This is a genomic window from Modestobacter lapidis (assembly GCF_054780755.1).
In genome coordinates, this window is sequence record NZ_BAAGVS010000003.1 from 300,857 (window position 1) to 315,622 (window position 14,766).

Annotated in this window: 14 protein-coding genes and 1 other RNA gene; 6 read left to right on the forward strand and 9 right to left on the reverse strand. The window is 73.5% G+C overall.

Features of this window, described 5'->3' with window-relative positions:
- Nucleotides 1-100 precede the first annotated feature (100 nt).
- On the reverse strand, nucleotides 101-445 hold the full coding sequence (locus ACYVG5_RS06510) for a hypothetical protein (RefSeq protein WP_222046315.1): 345 nt from the start codon (nucleotides 443-445) through the stop codon (nucleotides 101-103).
- Nucleotides 446-591: 146 nt separating this feature from the next.
- On the reverse strand, nucleotides 592-1,152 hold the full coding sequence (locus tag ACYVG5_RS06515) for a YceI family protein (RefSeq protein WP_222045988.1): 561 nt from the start codon (nucleotides 1,150-1,152) through the stop codon (nucleotides 592-594).
- Nucleotides 1,153-1,238: 86 nt separating this feature from the next.
- On the opposite strand from ACYVG5_RS06515, the gene ACYVG5_RS06520 reads away from it, so the two are divergent.
- The gene (locus ACYVG5_RS06520) at nucleotides 1,239-1,745 is read left to right on the forward strand and encodes a MarR family winged helix-turn-helix transcriptional regulator (protein WP_246629637.1); all 507 of its coding nucleotides are present in this window, start codon (nucleotides 1,239-1,241) and stop codon (nucleotides 1,743-1,745) included.
- Between the two features lie 22 nt (nucleotides 1,746-1,767).
- Here ACYVG5_RS06520 and ACYVG5_RS06525 read toward each other — a convergent pair whose 3' ends face one another.
- On the reverse strand, nucleotides 1,768-2,619 hold the full coding sequence (locus ACYVG5_RS06525; protein WP_222045990.1) for a patatin-like phospholipase family protein: 852 nt from the start codon (nucleotides 2,617-2,619) through the stop codon (nucleotides 1,768-1,770).
- Nucleotides 2,620-2,644: 25 nt separating this feature from the next.
- Nucleotides 2,645-4,771: an MMPL family transporter gene (locus tag ACYVG5_RS06530; RefSeq protein ID WP_222045992.1), complete on the reverse strand. Its 2,127-nt coding sequence runs from the start codon at nucleotides 4,769-4,771 to the stop codon at nucleotides 2,645-2,647.
- Between the two features lie 64 nt (nucleotides 4,772-4,835).
- Between ACYVG5_RS06530 and ACYVG5_RS06535 the strand changes: the two genes are divergently transcribed.
- Nucleotides 4,836-5,336, forward strand: coding sequence for a MarR family winged helix-turn-helix transcriptional regulator (locus ACYVG5_RS06535; protein ID WP_222045993.1), 501 nt, complete (start codon nucleotides 4,836-4,838; stop codon nucleotides 5,334-5,336).
- Between the two features lie 91 nt (nucleotides 5,337-5,427).
- Nucleotides 5,428-6,435: a potassium channel family protein gene (locus ACYVG5_RS06540; protein ID WP_222045995.1), complete on the forward strand. Its 1,008-nt coding sequence runs from the start codon at nucleotides 5,428-5,430 to the stop codon at nucleotides 6,433-6,435.
- Between the two features lie 61 nt (nucleotides 6,436-6,496).
- Here the strand turns inward: ACYVG5_RS06540 and ACYVG5_RS06545 are convergent, their stop codons facing one another.
- Nucleotides 6,497-7,411, reverse strand: coding sequence for a DUF559 domain-containing protein (locus ACYVG5_RS06545; protein ID WP_222045997.1), 915 nt, complete (start codon nucleotides 7,409-7,411; stop codon nucleotides 6,497-6,499).
- A gap of 192 nt (nucleotides 7,412-7,603) precedes the next feature.
- Between ACYVG5_RS06545 and ACYVG5_RS06550 the strand changes: the two genes are divergently transcribed.
- From ACYVG5_RS06550 to ACYVG5_RS06560, 3 genes are all read left to right on the forward strand, one after another.
- Nucleotides 7,604-8,989 (forward strand): APC family permease, encoded by a 1,386-nt coding sequence (locus tag ACYVG5_RS06550; protein ID WP_460683041.1) that lies wholly within the window; start codon nucleotides 7,604-7,606, stop codon nucleotides 8,987-8,989.
- An 84-nt stretch (nucleotides 8,990-9,073) separates the two neighbouring features.
- On the forward strand, nucleotides 9,074-10,609 hold the full coding sequence (gene ggh / locus ACYVG5_RS06555) for a glucosylglycerate hydrolase (protein ID WP_222045999.1): 1,536 nt from the start codon (nucleotides 9,074-9,076) through the stop codon (nucleotides 10,607-10,609).
- A 96-nt stretch (nucleotides 10,610-10,705) separates the two neighbouring features.
- Nucleotides 10,706-11,269, forward strand: a complete 564-nt coding sequence (locus ACYVG5_RS06560; RefSeq protein ID WP_222046001.1) for a superoxide dismutase family protein — start codon at nucleotides 10,706-10,708, stop codon at nucleotides 11,267-11,269.
- A 49-nt stretch (nucleotides 11,270-11,318) separates the two neighbouring features.
- Here the strand turns inward: ACYVG5_RS06560 and ACYVG5_RS06565 are convergent, their stop codons facing one another.
- The 4 genes from ACYVG5_RS06565 to ssrA form a co-directional block, all read right to left on the reverse strand.
- Nucleotides 11,319-12,320: an aldo/keto reductase family protein gene (locus ACYVG5_RS06565; RefSeq protein ID WP_222046003.1), complete on the reverse strand. Its 1,002-nt coding sequence runs from the start codon at nucleotides 12,318-12,320 to the stop codon at nucleotides 11,319-11,321.
- A gap of 90 nt (nucleotides 12,321-12,410) precedes the next feature.
- A complete protein-coding gene (locus ACYVG5_RS06570) occupies nucleotides 12,411-12,545 on the reverse strand; it encodes a methionine/alanine import family NSS transporter small subunit (protein WP_222046005.1) in 135 nt (44 codons plus the stop codon).
- Nucleotides 12,542-14,176: a sodium-dependent transporter gene (locus ACYVG5_RS06575; RefSeq protein WP_222046008.1), complete on the reverse strand. Its 1,635-nt coding sequence runs from the start codon at nucleotides 14,174-14,176 to the stop codon at nucleotides 12,542-12,544. The genes ACYVG5_RS06570 and ACYVG5_RS06575 overlap by 4 nt, the downstream gene beginning before the upstream one ends.
- A 175-nt stretch (nucleotides 14,177-14,351) precedes the next feature.
- Nucleotides 14,352-14,726: a transfer-messenger RNA gene (gene ssrA, locus ACYVG5_RS06580) on the reverse strand.
- Nucleotides 14,727-14,766 lie beyond the last annotated feature (40 nt).

Here is a 14,766-nt window from a genome sequence, read left to right on the forward strand (position 1 = left end):
CCGACGACCTTCCCATGGTAAGTGACCCGAGCCCGTCGACCGGGCGGCTGTGATCGGTCTGGCATTCCGGAGAACCGGATGCCCTGCCCGCGGGGAGGGCTCAGCCGGTGACCGCGGGCCGGTCGGCGATCCAGGCGGACACCGCGGCGGCGACCGCGGTCACGCTGCCGACGGCCACCCAGGCCGGCCAGCCGACGCCGATCGCGAGCACGTGCGTCAGCACGAACGCGGCCACGTAGCCCACCCCCAGGGCGGCGGCCACCGCCAGGCCGCGACGCTGCCGCCAGAGCAGGCCGGCCGCCAGCCCACCGGCGACGAAGACCGCCCCGCCCAGCGCCCGGATGCCGGTCCCCTGCGCGATGGCGAAGCCGGCGGCGAGGCCGACCGCGACGGGGACGGCGGACGGGAAGCGGGCCTGGACCCGGGTCGGGGTGGAAGTCGACATGTCGACCAGTCTCCTCCTCGCCCCGGCCGGGCCGGCGACGGCCGATCGGATCGGACGCGACGAGGGCCCCGGGGTGGTGGTCACCCGAGGCCCTCGTCAGCTCGTCGCGGCGCTCGGCAGCAGGGGTGCCGCGCCGGAGATGGTGCTCAGGCGGTGCGGAGCACGGCCTCGATCTCGAGCTCGATGCCCACCTTGTCGCTGACCACGACACCGCCGCCGTCCATCGGCATGTCGATGTCGACGCCGAACTCCTTGCGGGAGATCTCGGTCCGGCCGCTGAACCCGGCGCGCGTGCCGCCGTAGGCGTCGGGGCCGAAGCCGTTGAGCTCGAGGGCCAGGGTGACCGGCTTGGTGATGCCCTTGATGGTGAGGTCGCCCTCGACGACCCAGTCCTCACCGTGGTTGCGCACGCCGGTGGACCGGAAGGTCATGACGGTGTGGTTGCCGACGTCGAAGAAGTCCGCGGACTTGATGTGGGCGTCGCGCTGCTCCTGGCGGGTGTCGATCGAGTCCATGTCGATCGTGGCGTTGACGGCCGACTCGGCCGGGTTCGCGGCGGTGACGATCTCGCCGGAGAACTCGCGGAAGTAGCCGCGGACCTTGCTGACCATCATGTGCCGGACGGAGAAGCCGACGGTCGAGTGGCTGGCGTCGATGTCCCACGTGCCGACGACGTAACCGGGGATCTGGATGGTGGCGCTGGTCATGTGACCCTCCAAGTGATTGAGCGTTTGACTGTCTGCCTGGGTGAGCGTAGTTGAGGACTTGATTATTCCGCTAGTACTGTGACGACATGACCACGCACGTGTCGTCGAGCGCCTCGCCGGCCGACCCGACCCCCGACACGGCCACCCCCTGGCTCGACGCGGCAGAGCAGACCGCCTGGCGGGCGTGGATGTACAGCAGCCAACTGCTGCAGGCGCAGCTCGATCGCGAGCTGACCCGGGAGACCGGGATCTCGATGACCTACTACGAGATCCTGGTCCAGCTGTCCGAGGCTCCCGAGCGGCGCATGCGGATGAGCCAGCTCGCCGACGAGTGCCTCTCCTCCCGGAGCCGGCTGTCGCACGCGGTCGCCCGGCTGGAGGAGCGCGGCTGGATCCAGCGGCAGACCTGCCCCGAGGACGGCCGCGGCCAGCTCGCCGTCCTCACCGACGACGGCTTCGCCGCCCTCGAGACCGCCGCCCCGGTGCACGTGGCGAGCGTGCGGGCCCACCTGTTCGACCAGCTCAGTCCGGCGCAGGTCGAGGCGATGCGCGACTTCGGCGAGACGCTGCTGCGGCACCTCAACCAGCGCTGAACCACCCCGGGTGCGGCGCGGGTCAGCCCGCCCAGACCTCGGCGACCCGGGCGGCGACGTCCGCGGCCTGCCGGCGCCCGGCCCGGGCGGCGGCGGCGCGGGCGGCCGGGTCGAGCACGTTCTTCCCGATCGCGCTGCGCGCGGCGTCGTCCGGCGAGACGACGGCGACGCGGCTGACCATGCCGGTGACCTGGGCGTCCACGCTGGTCATCGGCCCGATCCCGCGGGGCAGCGGGGCCAGGACGACGACCCGGTCGTAGCCGCCGGCCAGGTCGGCGTTGGCGCCGGAGCGCATGCCGCCGTCGACGTACCGCCGTCCGTCGATGGTCACCGGCGGGTACACCCCGGGGACGGCGCAGCTGGCGCCCACCGCGGCGACCAGCTCCACCCCCGACGTCCGGGTGAACGGGACGAACTCCCCGGTCTCGGCGTCCACGGCGGTGACCATCAGCCGCCGGTCGGGCCACTCGGTCACCGGCAGCCGGGAGGCGATCGCGGCGCGGCGCTCCTCCTCGGTGGGGGTGAGCCCGGCGTCGGCGGCCGCGCGGGCGAGGGCACCGATCCGGCGGCGGAAGGCCGCGTCGTCGCGCCGCGACCGCAGCATGGCCAGGGCATAGCGGGCCAGCACCCGGCGGCCGAGCCGGGCCACCCGCTCCTGCGACGGCGGCTCCAGCTGCCCGGCGAAGAGGTCCTCGACGGGTGTCCCGGTGGTGAGCTGGGCGCCGACGACCGACCCGGCCGACGTCCCGACGACCAGGTCCGCGGTGGTCAGGTCGACCCCGGCGTCGGCCAGCCCGGCCACCACCCCGGTCTCCCAGGCGATGCCGGTGATGCCCCCGCCGCCGAGGACGAGTGCGGTGCGCTGCGAGGTCATCGGGAGATCCTGGCCCAGCCGGTGCTCACGCGCTGACCGCTCGCTCCTCGTCGGCGCGGCGGCCGGGCACCTCGGCCCGGCGACCGAACGGCCACCACCAGTTGAACTCGCCGAAGCCGGCCACCAGCGCCGGGGTGAGCACGCCCCGCACCACGGTGGCGTCGAGCAGGATGCCCAGCGCCAGGGTGGTGGCGAAGATTTTGACGTCGACCACCGGGACCGTGGACAGCGCGACGAAGGCCAGGAACAGGATCAGGGCGGCAGAGGTGACCAGCCGGCCTGTGTGGGAGACGCCGTGGACGGTTGCCTCGTCGGTGGTCATCCCCCGCTCGTGGCCCTCCCGGATGCGGCTCAGGATGAACACCTCGTAGTCCATCGACAGGCCGAACAGGAACGAGAAGGCCGCGATCGGCACCCAGAAGGTGAGCGTGCCGGTCGCCGTCGCACCGAAGAGCAGGTCGGTGAGGTGGCCCTCCTGCCAGATCCACACGGTCATCCCGTAGGCGGCCGCCACCGAGACGACGTTGAGCACCAGCGCCTTGATCGGCAGCCAGATCGAGCGCAGCGCCCGGGCCAGCAGCACGAAGGTGATCACCACGATGATCAGCAGAATCCACCAGGCGTTGCCGTAGATGCCCGCCACGGAGTCGACGTCACCGGCCGCGGTGCCCCCCACGATGGTGTCGGGCAGCTCGTCCGCCGCGGCGCGGACCGCGGCGAGCGCGTCCCGGCCGGCGTCGGTGGAGGGATCGGTGGCGAGGACGACGTCGACCATGCCGACGCCACCGCTCTCCCAGGCCGGGCCCTCGGGCGCGAGGACGCCGGCCACCCCGTCGATGCCGGAGAGCACGTCGACGGCCTCGGCGCGGTCGGCGGTGAGCACCTCGACCGGCTTGGCCACGCTCGGCGAGATGCCCGAGTCGGCGACGGCGCGGAAAGCGGTGGCCGCTGGGCCGGAGCCGTTCGCGGTGGCCACGACCTCCGGCGAGCCCAGCCGGATGCCGAGGACCGGCAGGGCGAGCACGGCGAGCAGCACGGTGGCCAGCAGCGCCGACGTCCACCGGTGCCGGACGACGGTGCTGCCCACCCGGTGCCAGGTGCGGCTCGCAGCGGCCGGCACCTGCCGGCCGGCCCGGGTGCGCGGCCACTCCAGCCGCCGGCCGGCCGAGGCGAGGATGACCGGCAGCAGGGTGAGCGCGACCAGCACACTGACCAGGGGGATGAACAGCCCGCCGAAGCCGACCGTGCGCAGGAACGGCAGCGGCAGCACGACCAGGGAGAGCAGCGAGATGGCGACGGTGACGCCGCTGAACACCACGGCGCGCCCGGCGGTGGTCATGGCGATCCGGACGGCGTCGTCGTTGCCGGCGCCCGCGGCGCGTTCCTCCCGCCAGCGCATCACCACCAGCAGCGAGTAGTCGATCGCCACACCCAGCCCGATCAGCCCGACCAGGTACTGCACGATGAAGCTGACGTCGGTGATCGTGGTCAACCCGAGCACCAGCAGGAACGTGGTGGTGATCGCCACCCCGGCCATCAGCAGCGGCACCAGGGCCAGCAGGGAGCCGAAGACCAGCGCCAGCACCACCATCGCGCCGCCGGCGCCCAGCGCGATCTCGACGATGATCGGCCGCTCGCTGCCGCCGCTCTCGGCCAGCGGCTCGCTGCCGGTGACGACGAACTCGGCGCCGGCCACCGTCACACCCGACAGCGCGCCCTCCAGCTGGGGCAGCGCGGCGGCATAGGGGGCGGGGCCCTCGACCTGTGGCGGCCACACGAGGGCGACCGCCGTCCGGCCGTCCTCGCCGACCAGCTCGGCCGCGCCGGCGGTGTCCTGCAGCGGGGTGGCGACGCGCCACCCCGGCTGGGCCAGCCGGCCGTAGGCGGCGGCGAGCTCCTCGGTCGACTCCTCGACCGTGGTGCCCTCGGGCAGGGTGACGGCGACGACGAGGGGGTCGACGTCCCCGCCGTTGCCGAACCGCTCGACGATGTCGACGTTGGCCTCGTAGGCCTCCTGGCCCGGGCTGCTGAAGTCGAAGCCGAGCCGGTCGATCGTGGTGGGTGCGAGGTAGCCGCCGGTGACGGCGAGCACCAGCCAGACCAGCACCACCAGCAGCCGGTGGCGGAGCACCCAGTCGGTCAGTCGGCCCATCATCTCTCCTCCAGGCAGAAAGCATCAGGAGACTGATGCCCGGGCTCAACCTACGCTGACCGGTGTGGAGCGGCACGAGGAACCCGCCGAGGGCGGCGGGACGGGGATGCCGGCGTGGGTGCGGAACGACCCCGCCGGCCTGCCCGGCTATGCCGTGGCCCGCGCCGGGGCGGCGATGACCGCGCTGTTCGCCCGGCAGCTGGCCACGGTCGGGCTGCGGCCGCACACGTTCTTCGTGCTCACCCACCTGGCCCGCGACCCGGTGCTCACCTCCGCCGAGCTGGCCCGCCGGCTCCAGCTGACCCCGCAGAGCATGAGCGAACTGCTGCGCGGGATGACCGACGCCGGCTGGGTGGAGCGCTCCGGTGGCGCGCGCCGCGGGCAGCGGATCGACCTGCGGCTCACCGACGAGGGCCGCGCGGCCCTGCTGCGGGCCGGGCCGGTGCTGGGCGCGCTCGCCGACCCCGCCGTCCTGGGGCTCACCGCCGCGGAGGCCGCGACGCTGCACGGGCTGCTGACCCGCGTGCTGGCGGCGGTCACCGACCACGACCGCCCACCCGGTTGAGTGGCGTCGGCCTCGCGCATCCCGCACCCGGCCTCGCGGGTCACTACTCTGCGCCGGTGACCTGCGACCGACCGGACCGCGCAGCAACCGGATGCTGAGCGACCACAGCGGGGTGCAGCTGCCCCACGTCGAGCAGACGCCCACCCGCCAGGTCGGCAGGCGGGTGATCATCGCCGCGCTGGTGCTCATCACGACGGTGGCGATCGTCTACCTGGACCGCGACGGCTACACCGACAACAACGGCGGCGAGATCAGCCTCCTGGACGCCACCTACTACGCCACCGTGAGCCTCTCCACCACCGGCTACGGCGACATCGTGCCGGTGACGTCCGGCGCCCGGCTGGTCAACATCCTGATCATCACGCCGCTCCGGGTGATGTTCCTGCTCATCCTGATCGGCACGACCCTCGAGGCGCTCACCGCGAGCTCCCGGGAAGAGTTCCGGATCCGACGCTGGAGGTCTCGCGTGCGCCAGCACGTCATCGTGTGCGGCTACGGCACCAAGGGCCGCAGCGCCATCCGCGCCCTGCTCGGCAACGGCACCGCCGCCGAGAACATCGTGGTGGTCGACGCCGACCCGGCAGCGGTCGAGGAGGCCAGCGCGGCCGGCCTGACCGCGGTGCTCGGCGACGCGGGCCGGGCCGAGGTGCTGCGCCGGACGTCGGTGGAGAAGGCCCGCGCGGTGATCGTCGCGGCCAACCGGGACGACGCCGCGGTGATGATCGCGCTCACCGTGCGGCAGCTCAACCCGACGGTGCCGATCACCGCCAGCGTGCGCGAGGAGGAGAACGCCAGTCTGCTGCGCCAGTCCGGCGCGGACTCGGTGATCACCTCCTCGGCGGCAGCCGGCCGGCTGCTGGGGCTGTCCACCGACAGCCCGCGGGTGGTGGCCGTCGTGGAGGACCTGCTGACCGCTGGGCGCGGCCTGGACCTGGTCCAGCGGACCGTGGCCCAGTCGGAGGTCGGGCTGGACGCCCGCTCGCTGCGTGACATCGTGCTCTCGGTCACCCGCGGTGGCCGGACGCTGCGCTTCGACGACCCGCTGATCGGCACGCTGCAGAACGAGGACGTACTCGTCGTCGTCAAGTCCAAGCGCTGAGCAGCGCCGCGGGGCCGCACGACGTGCGCCGGGTGTCGGTTCCCGGCGGGCGCACCGACACTCAGCGCACTCCGTTCGGGCGAAAGAGCCGGCGACGAACCTCGTAGGCGGCCCGGATGTCCCGCCGGCAGTGCTCGGGGGCCCTCGTCAGCCGGGCGTGGCCGAAGCGCAGCGTCTGCCAGCCGACCGTCGCCACGAGCGCGTCCCGGCGGATGTCCCGCTCGCGCTGGGTCCGCGAGCCGTGCCACGCGGCGCCGTCCATCTCGACGGCGAGCAGCACCTCCTCGCAGGCCGCGTCCAGCAGGAAGCGCTCTCCTCCCACGACCACCGGCCGTTGCTGCACGAAGGCCGGCATGCCCGGGCCGCGGAGCACGTGCAGGCACCCCCAGATCTCCAGCTCGCTGCGGCACCCCTCGGCCAGCAGCCGTACCAGCTCGGCCAGCTCCGCCCGGCACGGCAGCCGGGTCCGGCGCGCCACCTCGGCCGCGAGGTCACCTGCCGAGCAACGCCGTTCCCGCACCGCCGCGATGACGGCGCCCCGCAGCGCAGACCTGTCCAGACCGCCGGGGCTCCCCCACGCGTCGACCAGCGAGCGCTCGACCGACGTCACCGGCATCCCGGCCACCCGGCGGACGTGCCAGTCGACGTCACGCCCCCGGTGCAGCACCACACCGGACGAGCCGCGACCGCTGCGCCCGGGGGCCACGCTCAGGTGCACCGGCCCGTCCGGCGGGGGAACCAGGCCCCAGAGCGCGAGCGCGGTGCCGTGGCTGACCACCGCGTGCCGCTGCCGGGCGACGGCGGCGGCCCGCGTGCGCCAGTCCGCGAGCGGCGCGGCGTAGACGCCGGTGTCCAGGCGCACCAGGCGCCCGGCCGCGACCCACGCCCGCACGGTCGCCGGGCTCACCTGCGCGACCAACCGGTCCCAGGTCGTCCAGCCGTCGGGGCCGACCACGGTCTCGACGACGCGCACCATCCGGCGAGCCTGACGCGTCCGCGCTCCCGGTCGGAGGTGCGGCCGAGGACCTGTGGACAGTGGCCACGACGGAGTGCGCCGGGTGGCGGTCCCGATGACCAGAAGTGGCCCTGCGCGCACATCGTGGCGGCCGCCTGGCGCCGGGCGAGCGCTCCGGTTGCCGGGGAGGGTGGCCCCGCCAAGACTCCTCGGGTGACGCAGCGACCGCAGGAGGAGGCGGACCGACCCGGTCCGGTGGGCAGCGTAGGCCGGGGCGACGGCGCGGGCACCGCGCTGCGGCGCGTGGTCAGCGGCAGGCTGCTGTTCCTGTTCATCCTGGGCGACGTCCTCGGGGCCGGGATCTACGCGCTGGTCGGCGAGATCGCCGGGGAGGCCGGCGGCGCGATCTGGGTGCCGATGCTGGTCGCGCTGCTGCTGGCGATGCTGACCGCCGCGTCCTACGCCGAACTGGTCACCAAGTACCCGCGCGCCGGCGGCTCGGCGGTGTTCGCCGAGCGGGCGTTCCGCCGTCCGGTCGTGTCGTTCCTGGTCGGTTACTGCATGCTCGCCGCCGGCGTGACCAGCGCCGCGGGCCTGTCGCTGGCCTTCGCCGGCGACTACCTGGCCGTCTTCCTCGACGTACCGGCCGTGCCGGCCGCGCTGGTGTTCCTGCTGCTCGTTGCGCTGCTGAACGCCCGCGGCATCCAGGAGTCGGTGCGGGCCAACGTGGTGATGACCGTGATCGAGGTGAGCGGCCTGCTGCTCGTCGTCGTCCTGGGCGCGATCGTGCTCGGCCGCGGGGAGGGCGACGTCGGCCGGGTGGTGCAGTTCCCCGAGGGCGTCTCGGCGGGCTCGGCCGTGCTGGCCGCAGCGATCCTGGCCTACTACTCCTTCGTCGGCTTCGAGGTCTCGGCGAACGTGGCCGAGGAGGTCAAGGACGTCAGCCGGGTGTACCCGCGCGCCCTCTTCGGCGCGCTGCTGGTGGCCGGCGTCGTCTACGTCCTGGTCGGCCTGGCCGCTTCGATCGTCCTGCCGGCCGAGGAGCTGTCCGCATCCTCGGGCCCGCTGCTGGCCGTCGTCCAGGCCAGCGGCGTCGGCGTCCCCGACTGGCTGTTCAGCTTCGTCGCGCTCGTCGCCGTGGCCAACGGTGCACTGCTGACGATGATCATGGCCAGCCGGATGGTGTTCGGCCTGGCCGAGCAGCGGCTGCTGCCGCCGGCGTTGGGCCGGGTGCTGCCGGGACGGCGCACACCCTGGGTGGCGATCGCGGTGACCACCGTGGTGGCCATGGCGCTCACCCTGGTCGGCGACCTGGGCGCGCTGGCGAACATCGTCGTCCTGCTGCTCCTGCTGGTCTTCCTCAGCACGAACGTGGCGGTGCTGGTGCTGCGCCGCGACCGGGTGGGGCACGACCACTTCACCGCGCCCGTCATCCTCCCGGTGCTGGCGATCGGATCGTGCCTGCTGCTGCTGTACCAGCAGGAGGGACGCACCTGGCTGTTCGCCGGGGTGATGCTGCTGGTGGGTGTCGGCCTGTACTTCCTGGCCCGGGCGCCCTGGTGGCGGGGCGGCCGGGAGCCGTCGACGCCGGGCGAGTGACGTCCGGTGAACTCCGCCGCCCACATCGGTGCAAGGGTGGCGGCGGGTGAGGATCGGAGCCCGGCGAGAGGAGCGACCCCCGCGATGACCGTGTCGCAGCCCAGTGCGGTGGAGATCGGGCTCATGGCCGGCCGGGCCGGCTACGTGCTCCGCGCGAACGACCGGGGCGCCTTCACCGTCGCCTCGCCGACCCTCTACCCGCACATGTGGAGCTGGGACGCCGGCTTCGTCGCCCTCGGCATCGCCACCGTGTCGGTGCCCCGGGCGCTGGCCGAGCTGCGCACGCTGCTGACCGGCCAGTGGGCCACCGGGATGATCCCGCACATCCTGTTCCACCAGCCCAGCGACTACTTCCCCGGCCCCGCGCGGTGGCGCATCCAGGTGGCCGCGGCGCGCCCGGCGGGGGTGCCCACCTCGGGCATCTGCCAGCCGCCGATCCACGTGATCGCGCTATCGCGGATCCTGCACGACGCCCGCCGCCGGGGTGGGGAGGACCAGCGGCTGGCCGAGTCGTTCGTCGTCGAGACCTTCGACGCGTGGCTGGCCTGGCACTCCTACCTGGCCACCGCCCGCGACCCGTACTCCTACGGGTTGGTGGAGATCCACCACGGCTGGGAGTCCGGCATGGACGACTCCCCGCGCTGGGACTCCCCCTACGCCAACGTGCACCCCGGGCCGGACCTGCCGCCGTTCGTCCGGGCCGACCTGGCCCACGTGTCCGATCCCTCGCAGCGGCCCAGCGACGTCGAGTACGCCCGCTACCTGTGGCTGCTGGAACAGAAGGTCCGCACCCGGTACGACGACGCCGCCTACCGGGCCACCGGCGATTTCGTCGTCGGGGACGTGCTGGTGTCCGCGCTGCTGGCCGCGGCCAGCGACCTGCTCGCCGACATGGGGGAGGAGCTGGGCATCGGCGGCGGCGCGGCCGGTGGGGTGGCGCAGTCCCGGGCGATCGCCCGCCGGTTCCGCACCGGGGTGCTGCGGTCGGTCGACCCGACCTCCGGGCTGGCCCGCGACCTGGACCTGCGCACCGGCAGGTGGCTGGAGGTGGAGAGCGCCGCGGGGTTCGCGCCGCTGCTGTGCGGCGGCGACGACGCGGTCACCCGCCGGCAGCGCGACCTGCTGCTCGGGCCGCGGTGGTGCGGGAACTCCCGGCTGCGCTGGCCGGTGGTGCCGTCGGTCTCCCCCGCCTCGCCGGCGTTCCGCGAACGCACCTACTGGCGCGGCCCGCAGTGGCCGGTGCTCAACTGGCTGATGGCGTGGGCGCTGAACCGGTCGGGAGAACCGGAGGCGGCCAACGCGCTGCGGCTGGCCGGGCTGTCGCAACTGGTCGACTGCAACTTCGCCGAGTACTACGAGCCGCTCACCGGCGAGGTGCTGGGCAGCAGGGACCAGTCCTGGACGGCGGCCATCGCGCTGGACTTCCTGGCCGCCCGCCGCCCGGCGCAGCGCCGCCCGGTGCGCTGGCTGACCAGCGAGCTGCCGCGGATCACGCCGGCGCAGCGCCCGTCCGGGACGAGCACCGCGCACCCGGCGCGGGTCGCCGGGCACCGGCCGGGGCACGGCCCGGCCGCACCGCCACGCGGCTCCGACGGAACCGGGAGTGCGGCCGACCGGTGACGTGACGGTTGCGTGACGACCGGGCCCTCCCGGGTGTCCCCGTCGCGACGACGGGCACGCAGCCGGTGACCCCGACAGCCGACTCGAGGAGCCCCCGTGAGATCCGCCGCCGTCGTCCCGGCCACCGCCGCCCTCCTCCTGCTCGCCGCATGCGGGGACAACCCGACCGGTGTCGGCGGGAGCTTCGCGACCCAGGAGGGCGACGTCGAGGAACCGATCGAGGTGCCCGTCGAGGTCAGCACCGAGCTGGTCGACCCCGAGGGCAGCGTGCTGGGCACCGCCACCTTCACCGACACCGACAGCGGGGTGGAGGTCGAGGTGGACGCCAGCGGCCTGAGCCCGGGCACGCATCCGGTGGGCCTGTACGAGGTCGGGATCTGCGAGCCGGACAGCGCCGCCCCCGGCGACCCCCAGCTGCTGGGCGACTTCCTCTCCGCCGGCGAGCTCATCGTGTTCACCGAGGACCCCGGCGACCTGCCGCCGCTGATCGTCGGCGAGGCGGAGGTGGCCCGGATGAGCAGCATGGTGGGTGCCAGCGACCTCGGCGACCTGCTCGACGAGGACGGCAGCGCCCTCATCGTCCACGCGGCGACCGACGCGGCGGCGCCGTCGGCGGAGGCGGCGGGCAGCCGGCTGGCCTGCGCCGAGATCTCCGGCTGAACCGGCCGGCGCGGCCGGGGCGCGGCGGGCCGCACCCCGGCCGGATGGCTCAGGGCCGCGGGTTCGGGCTCACGGTCAGCGCCGGGTCGGTCAGCGCGACCGGGGACAGGACCTCGTCGATCCGCTGCTTCACCTCGGGGTCGAGGCGGACCCCGGCGGCCTGGACGTTGTCGAGCACCTGCTCGGGGCGGCTGGCGCCGATGATGGCCGCGGCGACGTTCTCCTCCTGGAGCACCCACGCGACGGCGAGTGCGCCCATCGACAGGCCCAGGTCGGCGGCGATCGGCTGGAGCTCCTGGACCCGCTCCAGGACGTCGTCCTTCAGCCACCGGGAGATGAAGTTCGCGCCACCGCCCTTCTGGTCGGTGGCCCGCGACCCGTCCGGCACCGGCTGCCCGGGCCGGTACTTGCCGGTGAGCACCCCCTGCGCGATCGGCGAGAAGACCACCTGGCTGATGCCCAGCTCGCGGCAGACCGGGATCACCTCGGCCTCGGGCACCCGGTGCAGCGCGGAGTACTGCGGCTGGTTGGACACCAGCGGCACGTGCAGCTCGTCGGCCAGCGCCTTGGCGGCCCGGATCTCCTCGGCCCGCCACTCGGAGACGCCGATGTAGAGGGCCTGGCCGGCGCGCACGACGGCGGCGAAGGCCTCCATCGTCTCCTCGAGCGGGGTCTCGTAGTCGTACCGGTGGGCCTGGTACAGGTCGACGTAGTCGACGCCCAGCCGGCGCAGCGACCCCTCGATGGACTCGCGGATGTGCTTGCGGGACAGGCCGCGGTCGTTGGCGCCCGGCCCGGTCGGCCAGTAGACCTTGGTGAAGATCTCGATGCCGCCGCGGCGCTCGCCGGCCAGCGCCTTGCCCAGCACCTGCTCCGCGCGACCCTCGGCGTAGCCGTCGGCGGTGTCGAAGGTGGTGATGCCGACGTCGAGGGCCGCGCTGACGCAGGCGGTCGCGGCGTCGGCCTCGACCTGCCCGCCGTGGGTGATCCAGTTGCCGTAGGTGATCTCGCTGATCTTGAGGCCGCTGCGGCCGAGGTGTCGGAACTCCATGCGCCCATTCCTACCCGGGGGCGGCACAGCCTGCGCCACCGCTGCACCGTGCCGGGCGGCCGCACCTCCTCGACCCGTCGTCCGCCGAGGTCACGGGTCTCGGCGTCGATCCTCGGTGCGGTCCTCGACGGCACCGTGGCGCAGCAGGCTGGCGATGGCCAGGCCGAGGCCTCCCCAGATCACGACCATCGCCACCACCATCATCACGATCGCGGCCGTACTCATCGGGTTCCTCCCTCGTCGTGCCCGGTGACCGGGGGGTTGCCGGCGGGCGGGTCCGTCGTGGGGATCGCCTGCAACGGCGCCGCCGGATCGGAGCCGGGGGGCGGCCCGTCCAGGTGGGTCCCGGCGCGCCACGGCAGCCGGGCGAGGAGGAAGCCGACCACCGGCAGCGCCACGACCAGCAGCCAGCCGAAGACCAGCAGCAACCAGCCGGGGTAGTCCTCGTAGGGCGCGGCGAGGTCGTCCCGCAGCGCGAGGACGAGCACGACGGCCAGGCCCACCGGGGCCACGAAGCTCGTCAGCACGCGCCAGCCGGCGCCGACCCGGGGCCGGCCGTGGACGTTGAGGTGCTCGCCGAGGCCGGCCAGGGCCCGGAGCACCCAGACGACGACCAGCATGCTGACCAGCGCCACGACGAGGATGCCGTACTGGTTGACGAAGTGGTCGACGACGTCGAGCACGTAGATGCCGCTCGTCGTGCTGAACAGCACCAGGCTCAGCACGGCGGCGGGGACGCCGACCACGAGGGTCGCGGTGCGGCGGCTGGTGTCGAGCTTGTCGCGGACGGCGGAGATCACGACCTCGATCACGCTGACCAGCGAGGTGATGCCGGCGATGACCAGCGAGCCGAAGAACAGGACGCCGAGGAGGGCGCCGGCCGGGGCTTCGCTGATGATCGCCGGGAAGGCGATGAAGGCCAGCCCGATCCCGTCGCTGGCGACCTCGCCGACCGGGACCCCGCTGGCCTGGGCCATGAAGCCCAGAGCGGCGAACACGCCGATGCCGGCGAGCAGCTCGAAACCGGAGTTCGAGAAGCCGACGACGAGGCCGGAGCCGATCATGTCCTCGCGACGGCCGACGTACGAGGCGTACGTGATCATGATGCCGAAGCCGATCGACAGCGAGAAGAAGATCTGGCCGAACGCGGCGGCCCAGACGGGAGCCGAGGTGAGCGCCGACCAGTCGGGGGTGAACAGCGCGTCGAGGCCGGTGGCAGCGCCCGGCAGCAGCAGCGCCTGCACCACGAGCGCGGCGAAGGCGAGCACCAGCACCGGGATGAAGACCAGCGAGGTCGCACCGATCCCGCGCTGGACGCCGAGGACCATGATCGCGAGGACGGCCAGCCAGACGAGCACGAGGGGCACGAGCACCCCCGGCACCACGTCGGTGGTGACCTGGACGTCCCCCGCCTGGAGGAACTCACCGAAGAAGAACCCCTCGGGGTCGGCGCCCCACGCACCGTCCAGGGAGAAGAAGGTGTAGCGCAGCGCCCAGGCGATGACCGCCGCGTAGTAGACGGCGATGAGGAAGCAGATGCCCACCTGCCACCAGCCGAGCCCCTCGGTGCCGCGGCGCAGCCGGGCGAAGGAGAGCGGCGCAGAGCCGCGGTGGCGGTGGCCGATCGCGTAGTCCAGCAGGAGGAACGGGATGCCGGCGGTCAGCAGCGCGACCAGGTAGGGCAGCACGAAGGCGCCGCCGCCGTTCTCGTAGGCGACGTAGGGGAACCGCCAGATGTTGCCCAGCCCGACGGCCGACCCGATCGCCGCCAGGATGAAGACGCGCCGGGAGCTGAAGGCGCCGCGGCGGCGCTCCGCGTCCGGCTCTCCCGTGGCCCGCCCCGCCGTCGTGCCCATGCGACCTCCCGAGTCATGATCCACCGAGCCATGGCGCACCGGTCGACGTCGCGCCGTGGGAGAGAGGATGCCAGGACTCCGGCGCCCGCGGACCCCGCCGGGGCCGTCGTGGCCGGAGCCGGACGCACGAGAGCCCGGGAGGTCGATGACCTCCCGGGCTCTCGTGGAGTGCGGGGTGTGGAGGTGGCGGGAATCGAACCCGCGTCCTCCGACGCCTCACCAGGGCTTCTCCGAGCGCAGTTCACTCTGTCTCTGCTCGGCCCCACCGATCACGTGAACGAGTCGGTGTGACGGGCCCAGCCACTGTTTGTTGTCCCACGCGTACCCGTGACCGGCACGCGCGGTGAGTCATCTAGCTGATGCCAGGATCCGGGCCGATGACGAACCCGGGCTGACAGACTCGCCTAGCTGCCGTCAGGCAGCGAGAGCGAAGTCGCGCTGATTGGAATCGGCGCTTGGTGTTTTGCAACGGATGGTTAACGAGATCATCGTTGCCTTCCTCGGCTCGCTTCCCCTGGTCAAACGACCGAAGTCGAGACCAATCACCCCCTGTGCAGTTATGCATCCAGGGTAACGGGTGGCGGCCAGGA

Coding starts and splice junctions, on each gene's coding strand:
- ACYVG5_RS06510 (WP_222046315.1), bottom strand. CDS start 445: ATGTCGACTTCCACCCCGACCCGGGTCCAGGCCCGCTTCCCGTCCGCC.
- ACYVG5_RS06515 (WP_222045988.1), bottom strand. CDS start 1,152: ATGACCAGCGCCACCATCCAGATCCCCGGTTACGTCGTCGGCACGTGG.
- ACYVG5_RS06520 (WP_246629637.1), top strand. CDS start 1,239: ATGACCACGCACGTGTCGTCGAGCGCCTCGCCGGCCGACCCGACCCCC.
- ACYVG5_RS06525 (WP_222045990.1), bottom strand. CDS start 2,619: ATGACCTCGCAGCGCACCGCACTCGTCCTCGGCGGCGGGGGCATCACC.
- ACYVG5_RS06530 (WP_222045992.1), bottom strand. CDS start 4,771: ATGGGCCGACTGACCGACTGGGTGCTCCGCCACCGGCTGCTGGTGGTG.
- ACYVG5_RS06540 (WP_222045995.1), top strand. CDS start 5,428: ATGCTGAGCGACCACAGCGGGGTGCAGCTGCCCCACGTCGAGCAGACG.
- ACYVG5_RS06545 (WP_222045997.1), bottom strand. CDS start 7,411: ATGGTGCGCGTCGTCGAGACCGTGGTCGGCCCCGACGGCTGGACGACC.
- ggh (WP_222045999.1), top strand. CDS start 9,074: ATGACCGTGTCGCAGCCCAGTGCGGTGGAGATCGGGCTCATGGCCGGC.
- ACYVG5_RS06565 (WP_222046003.1), bottom strand. CDS start 12,320: ATGGAGTTCCGACACCTCGGCCGCAGCGGCCTCAAGATCAGCGAGATC.
- ACYVG5_RS06570 (WP_222046005.1), bottom strand. CDS start 12,545: ATGAGTACGGCCGCGATCGTGATGATGGTGGTGGCGATGGTCGTGATC.
- ACYVG5_RS06575 (WP_222046008.1), bottom strand. CDS start 14,176: ATGGGCACGACGGCGGGGCGGGCCACGGGAGAGCCGGACGCGGAGCGC.